Source organism: Microbacterium sp. APC 3901 (assembly GCF_030407765.1).
GTDB lineage: Bacteria > Actinomycetota > Actinomycetes > Actinomycetales > Microbacteriaceae > Microbacterium.
This window is the reverse complement of sequence record NZ_JASDCU010000014.1, coordinates 97,329-104,813: the sequence shown is the minus strand read 5'-3', so window position 1 is coordinate 104,813 and position 7,485 is coordinate 97,329. Positions and strand designations below refer to the sequence as shown.

General features: G+C 69.7%; 8 protein-coding genes. All 8 read right to left on the bottom strand.

Features of this window, described 5'->3' with window-relative positions; genetic code table 11:
• On the bottom strand, positions 1-421 hold a 421-nt coding region (locus QMA07_RS13880; RefSeq protein ID WP_290162830.1), incomplete at its 3' end, for a flagellar hook capping FlgD N-terminal domain-containing protein.
• A gap of 12 nt (positions 422-433) precedes the next feature.
• On the bottom strand, positions 434-1,891 hold the full coding sequence (locus QMA07_RS13875; RefSeq protein WP_290162828.1) for a hypothetical protein: 1,458 nt from the start codon (positions 1,889-1,891) through the stop codon (positions 434-436).
• The gene (locus QMA07_RS13870) at positions 1,888-2,250 is read right to left on the bottom strand and encodes a hypothetical protein (protein ID WP_290162826.1); all 363 of its coding nucleotides are present in this window, start codon (positions 2,248-2,250) and stop codon (positions 1,888-1,890) included. The genes QMA07_RS13875 and QMA07_RS13870 overlap by 4 nt, the downstream gene beginning before the upstream one ends.
• Positions 2,247-2,672, bottom strand: coding sequence for a hypothetical protein (locus tag QMA07_RS13865; RefSeq protein WP_290162825.1), 426 nt, complete (start codon positions 2,670-2,672; stop codon positions 2,247-2,249). The genes QMA07_RS13870 and QMA07_RS13865 overlap by 4 nt, the downstream gene beginning before the upstream one ends.
• Positions 2,669-3,997 (bottom strand): FliI/YscN family ATPase, encoded by a 1,329-nt coding sequence (locus QMA07_RS13860; RefSeq protein ID WP_290162823.1) that lies wholly within the window; start codon positions 3,995-3,997, stop codon positions 2,669-2,671. The genes QMA07_RS13865 and QMA07_RS13860 overlap by 4 nt, the downstream gene beginning before the upstream one ends.
• Entirely contained in the window at positions 3,994-4,632 is a 639-nt protein-coding gene (locus QMA07_RS13855) for a FliH/SctL family protein (RefSeq protein ID WP_290162821.1), read from the bottom strand. Before QMA07_RS13855 ends, QMA07_RS13860 begins: the two co-directional genes overlap by 4 nt.
• Positions 4,633-4,766: 134 nt before the next feature.
• Positions 4,767-5,846, bottom strand: coding sequence for a flagellar motor switch protein FliG (fliG, locus tag QMA07_RS13850; protein WP_290162819.1), 1,080 nt, complete (start codon positions 5,844-5,846; stop codon positions 4,767-4,769).
• The gene (gene fliF, locus QMA07_RS13845; RefSeq protein ID WP_290162817.1) at positions 5,843-7,483 is read right to left on the bottom strand and encodes a flagellar basal-body MS-ring/collar protein FliF; all 1,641 of its coding nucleotides are present in this window, start codon (positions 7,481-7,483) and stop codon (positions 5,843-5,845) included. The genes fliG and fliF overlap by 4 nt, the downstream gene beginning before the upstream one ends.
• Between the last annotated feature and the right edge of the window lie 2 nt (positions 7,484-7,485).

The following is a 7,485-nucleotide window of genomic DNA, read 5'->3' as shown; positions in this document are numbered from 1 at the left end:
TGCTCGTTGCGGTGGTGACGCCCGTGATGACGTCGAGCGCGACGGTCTTGTCGCCGATCGTCACCTGCGGGATGGGGCCGTCGAACGAGACCTTCGTCACGATGCCCGAGACGGTCTTGCCCTCGGCATCCTTGTAGCTCGCCTCCTGGCCGATGAGCGCGCTCGCCGCCTGACGCATGTTCAGCGCGAAGGTCTCGGCGCCGCTGTCGGCGAGTGCCGTCAGCTGCTCCATCATGGCGAGCTGAGTGGTCTGCGAGATCATCTCGTTGGTGTCCATCGGACTCGACGGATCCTGGTGCGTCAGCTGGGTAACCAGGAGTTTGAGGAACACCTCTCCGTCGAGCACCTGCTTGCGGGCAGCGGGGTCGGTGGTGCCTCCCGTGTGGATCGAGCTCGGGGCGCTCACGGCGTCGACAGTCATTCGGTCGTCCTCTCAGGCGAAGATGTCGAGCCCCGCACCGGAGGCGGCAGAGGGCGTGGTCTGGATGGTGCGGGGAAGATCGGAGACCTGCTCGACTCCGCGGCGGTGGTCGGGTCGGCCGCGGTTCGCTTCGCGATCGCCTGCACCCTGTCCTGTCGGTGCATCGCCCGCAGCCTGCTGGCCTCGCTCACCGGAGGCTGAGGGATCCGCGGACGTGCCGTGGTTGACGCTCAGAGTGGCGTGCGGCATCACCGCGGCGAGGTCGCGGCGCAGCTCGACGAGCATGGTGCGCAGCACGTCGCGCCCGGCATCGGTCGCACCGCTGAGCTCGACCTGCACCTCTCCGGATGCCGTGATGTGCGCGCGCACCGTGACGGGGCCGAGACTGTCGGGGTTCACCGTCATCGTGAGCTGGTGGGTGCCCGTCGGGCGCTGGGCGATGCTCACGACCACCGGAGCGACCTGGGCGGCCACCGCACGATTCGCGGCAGTGGCTGCGTCGGGCGACGGAGCGGGGGCGATCGTGGCGACCGAGGGAGCGACCGGGGCGAGGGGGGCCGTCGCCGTCACAGGCTGTGCCCCCTGCGGGTGGTCCCCCACATCGCTCGCCGGATGCTGCTCGAAAGAACCCCCGACCCCGGGCGCAGGGGCGCCGACCACCGACGGGATCGCATTCAGGGGCTGCCGAGAGAGCGGCTCGGGCCGAAGCACGGCCGCGGCAGCATCGGAGCGCACGGGATCGGTACCGCCGCTGTCGGGCTCTCGTGGGATCGCCGCCGTGTGGACGCCGCCCTCGCGGACGCCGCCCTCGCGGACGTCGCCCGTGGGTCCTCCCTGCTGCGTCCGGACTTCGCCACGCTCACCGACGACGTCTGTCGCGCTCGCCGACGCAGCAGCCGATGCAGACGCGGGCGCAGACGCGGGTGTCGGGGCCGGGGCCGACGCTGCGGCAGTCTCTGAAGCCCGAGTCGTCTGCGGCGCCGCCTCGGCATCAGCCGGAACCGCATCTGCGGCATCCGCTTCGGCGACCGCATCCACCGGATAAGCAGGAGTCGCCTCGGCCGCCCCCGGTGTCGTCTCCGGCGTCGCCTCCGGATGCGGCGCACTCGGAGCCGTCGTCTCGGACGCCGTCGCCAGCGGTGCCGCCGCCTGGGGCGTCATCGCGGAGGGTTCCGGCGTCACCGGAGCAGACCACGCGACCAGGTGAGTCATGGCCGCGATCGCGGCCTGTGGGTCGATTGTGCGGTCGGGTGCCACCGACGCCTCCACCGTCGGCCAACCCTGCGAAGCCGCGTCGGGCATCGCCGGGCCCGACCCCGACGTGCCGTCGAGCGTCCGACCCGCTGCGGTGAGGGCATCGCCGAACAGTGAACCGGAGTCCGCCGACGCTCGACCACCCGTGTCAGCCTCGCCGGAGCCGGATCCCGCGCCGACGCCGGGAACGGTCGCGAGCAGTCCCACCGCGGTCATCCGAGCATCTCCATGATCTTCTGCATCGACGGAACCGATCCGCCGGCGCCCGAGGCGTTCGCCGAGAACAGGGTCTGGAGCGCCGCGATGACGTCGGCGTCCTCTCCGCCGGACGCACCGGTGCCCACAGCAGCCGGCGCCGATGTCGCCTCGGCCGCTGCAGTGCTCGACGCGGCATCGGCGGTCGAGGCGGCCTTGGCCGCCTCCAGCACTCCGGCGAACGTCGCGGAACTGGCCGCCGATGTCTCAGCCGTCGCCTCCGTGGCAGCCGCTGCAGCCGCACGCCCCGCCGGATCCAGCGACACGATCTGGGTCTCGATCGCATCGACGCGGGCGATCACCGCTGCAAGCCCGGTCATGCGGCGCTTCCCTCACGTCGTGAGGTGCGCACGACGGCGATCTCGTCGAGCGCGTTCTGCTCGGCCGCGAGCTCGGCCTTCGCGGTCTCGACACGATGGGTGGTCTCGAGACGTTCGAGCCCCTTCAGATCGCGTCGCGCTTCGATGTGCGCTGATCGTGCCTCGGACTCTGCGCTACGCCTCATCTCGACCAGCGCCTGCAGATCGCTGAGCGTGCTGCGCCCCGCCGCTCGGGCCGCGGCCATCGCCATCAGCGCCCGCGGATCATCGATCTGCGCGCTGATGTCGGCGAGGCTCGTGATCGCCGTCTGCTCGGCACTCTCGGCCTGCACCCGTTCTGCGCTCGCACGCGAGAGATGTTCGGCGGCGACACGCTCCTGGGCGCCGCGCACGCGCAGCAGACCAGCCAGTGGGAAGGTCATGGGGTGAGTCCTCCGAAATCGGTGGTGAGGGTGGCGAGCTGTTTCCAGGACTCGTCGGACGACGCGAAGTCGTCCATGCTCTGGGTGAGGAAGCGAGAGATGGCGCCCTCATGAGCGAGCGCGGCGTCGACCATGGGGTTGGCCCCCTGTCGATAGGCGCCGATCTCGATCAGGTCGTTCGCGCTGCGCCGGGCCGCCAGCACGCTGCGCAGTACGACTGCGTCCCGACGCTGCTCCGGCGTGGTGATCTTCGACACGACGCGAGACACCGACCCGAGCACGTCGACCGCAGGGAAATGCCCGCGGATCGCGAGCGCCCTGTCGAGCACCACATGCCCGTCGAGGATTCCTCTGGCGGCATCCGCGATCGGCTCGTTGTGATCGTCGCCGTCGACGAGAACCGTGTAGAGACCGGTGATCGAACCGACGGGTCCGGTTCCGGCTCGCTCGAGCAGCCGGGCCAGCACCGAGAAGGTCGATGGCGGATATCCCCGAGTGGCCGGCGGTTCGCCGGCGCTCAACCCGATCTCACGCTGCGCCATGGCCACGCGTGTCAACGAGTCCATCATCAGCACCACGTCGAGGCCGTCATCGCGGAAGCCCTCTGCGATCCGTGTGGCGACGAAGGCCGAGCGCAGCCGTGCCATGGCAGGCTGGTCCGAGGTGGCGACGATCACCACCGACCGTGCAAGACCCTCGGGCCCCAGGTCGTCTTCGAGGAACTCCCGCACCTCGCGACCGCGCTCGCCGACGAGCGCGATGACGTTCACATCAGCCGTCGACCCACGAGCGATCATCGACATCAGCGACGATTTGCCCACGCCCGACCCCGCGAAGAGGCCGAGGCGCTGCCCCAAGCCCACGGGTGTCATCGTGTCGAGCACGCGCACGCCGAGTCCGAGCTGCCTGTCGATGCGCTGTCGGTCCATCACGCTCGGCGCATCGTGGTCGAGTGCGACAAGCGCTGTGCGTCCGCCGAGCGGGCCCTTGCCGTCGATCGGCCGTCCGAGCCCGTCGAGCACGCGTCCGAGCAGCGCGCGTCCGGTCGGCACCTGCAGCGGCGCTCCGCCGTGTCGCACCCGCGCACGGGCGGTGATCCCGTCGAGCCTGCCGAGCGGCATGCAGCGCGCAGAGGCTCCGTCGACGGCGACGATCTCGGCGTCGACCGGGCGGCCGTCCGCGGCGTCGATGCGGACGCGGTCGCCGACCGCGCCGTCGATGCCGAGCACCTCCACGCCGAGTCCACGCACCGCCTTCACCGTGCCGGAGCGCTCAGGGCGCGCTGCCGCGAGTGCGCGCTGCCACGACCGCGTCCCGGTGATCACAGTGTCCCCCCGGCGTCCTGGTCATCGCCGGCGAGTGCTGCAGCCGCGCGGGTGAGCGCTGTGGAGATGCGCGTGTCGACCGCACCGTTCTCGATCTCCACGATCGCGCCGCCGTTGTCCACAGCAGGAGAGGCCGAGATCCGGATGCCGCGGAGCACGTCGAGCATCGATGCCTCCTCCTGCAGGACATCGGCATCGTGCACGCTGAACGCGACGCCGGTCCACCGGTCGGCGGGCATCTCGTGCAGGGCGCGTCGAAGCGCGTGAGCGGCGGATCGCGCAGGATCCGACAGCTCCGCTCCGAGGATCGTCGTGGCGAGCACGACCGCGAGCTCTTCGACTCGATCGGCAGCGAGCGTACTCAGCTCGTCGATGCGCCTGTCGAGTGCCGCCTGCGCGGCCTCCAACGCGCGCAGGCCGGAGCCTCGTTCGTGCAGATAGAGCTCCTGGAGCTCCTGCATCCGCTGCTGCTGCGCCGCACGCTGCGCCTCGGCCTCGTCGAGCGCGAGTCTGCGCCCCTCGGCGAAGCCGTCGGCGTATCCCCGGGTGCGAGCACGATCGGCCTCGCCTCGGAGGTCGATCGGAGTCTCGCCGACACGCGGCACGACCAGCGGCGTGAAGGCGGAATCGAGCACGGCGGACACCTCGGAATCGAAGGGCGAGGCCTGTCCGTGGCCCGTAGGTCGAGCGATCCGTGCTCCTCGCTCACTATCGCGACGCTCGTCTGCAGCCGTAACCGCCGCGGCTGAATCACCTGCCGTGAGAGGGATCACTCGATGAGCTCATCCTCGTCTTCGCGCGAGATCGTGATCTCCTCCGCGGCCTCCAGGTCGCGGATGATGCGCACGATCTCGGCACGGGCCTCGTCGACCTGACGCATGCGCACGGGGCCCAGAACCCGGGTCTCCTCAGCGAGGTTCTCCTGGTTGCGCTCGGTCATGTTGCTCTTGACCTTGTCGGTGATCTGCTCGTCGGCGCCCTTCAGCGCCAGCGCGAGCATGCGAAGGTCGATTCCGCGCAGCACACGCTGCGCATCGCGGTCCTCGAGACGAGCGATGTCGGCGAACGTGACCATGCGGCTGCGGATGTCCTCGGCCAGTGCCAGGTCGCGCCCCTCGAGGCTCGCGAGCAGCGACTTCTCGAGGGCGGTGTCCGACCTGTTGATGATCTCGACGAGAGGCTGCACGCCTCCGATCGATTCGTGGTTCTCGCGCATCGCGAAGACGCCGGTGCGAGAGCGCAGGGACTCGGCGACGATCGAGATCGCCTCCTGGGTCGCGGTGCCCATCGTCGCGATCGCCTGCGCGACATCCGTGCGCAACGGGTCCTGCAGAGCCGCGAGCACCGCCGCCGCACGATCGGCACGCAGGTTCGCCAGCACCACGGCGACCGTGGTCGGGAGCTCGCCCTCGATGATCGTCGCGAGCTGAGCCGGGTCGGCAGCGTTGAGGAAGTCGAACGACACCGAACCCTGCGACATCACCCGGCCGACCATCCCTACGGCCTTCTCGCGTCCGAATGCCGTCTCGAGCAGTCCGGTGGCGAGTTCCTGGCCCCCGCGCGACGGCACCGAGCCGCCCGTGGCGATGCGCCGGAACTCCGCGAGAGCGCGGGCGGTCGACGCGACATCCACTCCCCCGAGCTGCGTCAGCTCGGCCGCGAGCATCTCCGAGCGCTCCTCACCGAGATGACGCAACACCTCTGCGCTGGCAGCGCGGTCCATGTTCATCAGCACGATCGCGGCCTTGCGGAGGCCGCTCATCTCCGGCGTGGGAACAGCGGGCGAGACGGCCGTCGAGACCTCGACGGTGTCCGCCTGCGCATCCAGCAGCTCGGTCAGTGCGCTCATACAGTCGCCTCGTCCATGAGATCGGCCAGCGCGCTGGCGATGGTGTCGGGTTCGCGCTTCGCCAGATCATCGATCTCGCGCCGTCTGCGCTCGACGAGGACCTTGTCGGGCTCCGGCTCGTCGTCGAGGTCCACCGATGCCGACGGCAGCAGCGTGGTGGGCGCCGGCGCGACGATCGCCTCCGATTCCTTCAACCCTCTGAGCGAGCGGAGCTTCTGCTCCTCGTTCTCGGTGACCGTGGCGAAATACTCGATCGGGCCGTCCTCGGTGTAGAGCACGCGGCGCTTCATCTTGCGGCGCACGACGAGGAAGACGATCAGGATGATCACGGCCAGCAGGATCGATCCGCCGATGATCGCCGAACGCAGCAGCTCCTGCTGCAGCTGCGCCTCGCGCTCGGCCTCCGCCGCCGCGAGGGCGGTCGCCGCAGCCGTCGCACCCGCCTCGTTGAACTCGACGAACTCGACGGCGATCTCGTCGCCGCGCTCGAGATCGATGCCCGCCGCCGATGCCACGAGCGATTCGATCTGGTTCGCCGTCACCCCTGTGACGGTTCCCCGGTTCAGCGCGATGCTGACAGTCTGCCTCGTCACATCTCCAGCCGGAGTGATGGTCTTTTCCGTCGACTTGTTCACCGCGTTGTTGCGCGACGTCTCCTCGAACTCGTAGGCGCCCGTGCCTGCTGCGTTGTTCGGAACGGCGATGTTGTCGGGGCCGAGCACGCCGGTGCCGCCGGCCTGACCGCCGTTGTAGGTCTCCGTCTTGGTCTCCTCCGACGCGCTCAGTTCGCCTTCGGGTGCAGAGTACGTCTCGTCCATGCGCTCTGACGTGGAATTCGCGACGTCGGCCGACACCGACACAGTGGCGTTGCCGGGCCCGACGATCGTCTCGAGCATCTTGCTGACCGATGCGGCGACTTTCGACTCATGCTCCGTCGCCTGCTTCGACGAGTTGCCGGTGAGGCCGGCGCCGACGGCCGAGAGCACTCGGCCGTCCTGATCGGTGACAGCGACGTCTTCGGGGGTCATCCCCGGCACGGCGGCGCTCGTCAGGTGCACGATGGCCTGGATCTTCTCGTCGCTGAGGGCGGATCCGTTGCGGGTCTTCACGAACACGGACGCGGTCGGACTCTGCCGCTCCGACACGAACACGCTCTCCTCGGGGATCGCGAGCTGTACCGACGCGGTGGAGATGCCCTCCATGGCGCCGATCGTGCCGGCCAGCTCGCCCTCGATGGCGCGCTTGTAGGTGACCGACTGCTGGAACTCGCTCGCGGTCACACCCATGTCGTCGAGCAGCGTGTAGCCCTCGCTCGTATCGCCGGGAAGACCTGCGGACGCCGCTGCGAGACGCTGCGGGTACACCTGATCGTCGGGCACCAGGATGGTCGCGCCGCCTTCCGTGAGCTCGTAGCCCACGCCCGCCGACTTCAGCTGCTCGACCACGGCCGACGCGTCGCCCGCGCTCAGGCCGGTGAACAGCGGACTCATCTGCGGCTTGGTGAGCCACGCGCCGAGCGCGATGGCTCCCATCACGAGCAGCGCGACGCCGATGATGGCGATCGTGCGCTGTGCGAGCGTGAATCCTGAGACGACCAGCTTCGCGCGGTCGTAGTAGCTCGTGAGCATCTTGGGCATCG